This window comes from Psychromicrobium xiongbiense (genome assembly GCF_030271165.1).
GTDB classification, from domain to species: Bacteria; Actinomycetota; Actinomycetes; order Actinomycetales; family Micrococcaceae; genus Renibacterium; species Renibacterium xiongbiense.
Map to the genome: position 1 here is coordinate 1 of NZ_JASSZH010000056.1, position 968 is coordinate 968.

1 protein-coding gene is annotated in these 968 nt (G+C 62.7%); it reads left to right on the forward strand.

Translation table 11 applies throughout. The features are described 5' to 3' along the window. Positions 1 to 680, forward strand: a 680-nt coding sequence (locus tag QQM37_RS14375) for a hypothetical protein (protein WP_285728304.1), incomplete at its 5' end; no start/stop codon positions are given. Positions 681 to 968: the final 288 nt, after the last annotated feature.

Genomic DNA, 968 nt, shown 5'->3' on the forward strand with positions numbered 1-968 from the left:
AGGCACACCCGGAAGGCTCGGAACACCCGGCAAACCAGGAGTACCCGGAAGACCAGGCGTACCGGGCAAACCAGGCAGATGACCGGTCAGACCATTCAGCAACCCCGTCACCGGAGCCAGAACACCCGACGGATCAGGCGTACCGGGAGTTCCCGGCAGGTGACCAGTCAGCTCATTCAGCACACCCGGAACCGGAGCCAAAACACCCGAAACTTCAGGCACACCCGGAAGGCTCGGATCACCCGGCACACCAGGAGTACCAGGCAAACCAGGCAGAAGACCGGTCAGACCATTCAGCAAACCCGACACCGGAGCCAGAACACCCGACACATCAGGCACACCCGGAAGACCCGGCGTACCCGGCGTACCCGGAAGATGACCAGTCAGACCATTCCGCAAACCCGTCACCGGAGCCAGAACTCACGACTGATCAGGAGTCCCAGGCGTACCCGGCAGGTGACCAGTCAGACCATTCAGCAAACCCGTCACCGGAGCCAGAACACCCGACGGATCAGGAGTCCCAGGCGTACCCGGCAGGTGACCAGTCACACCGTTCAGCAAACCCGCCACCGGAGCCAAAACACCCGAAACATCAGGCACACCCGGACGACCAGGCGTACCCGGCGTACCCGGAAGTTGACCAGTCAGACCTTTCAGCAAACCCGCCACCGGAGCCATAACACCCGACGGATCAGGCACACCCGGACGACCAGGAGTACCGGGAGTTCCCGGCAGGTGACCGGTCAGACCCTGCCCCACACCATTGACCACACCAGGAACCGCACCCACAACACCCGACGGATCAGGAGTACCTGGAGTTCCCGGCAGGTGACCAGTCACACCGTTCAGCCAACCCGCCACCGGAGCCAAAACACCCGAAACATCAGGCACACCCGGAAGACCAGGCGTACCCGGCGTACCCGGAAGATGACCAGTCAGACCATTCAGCAAACCCGTCACCGGAGCCA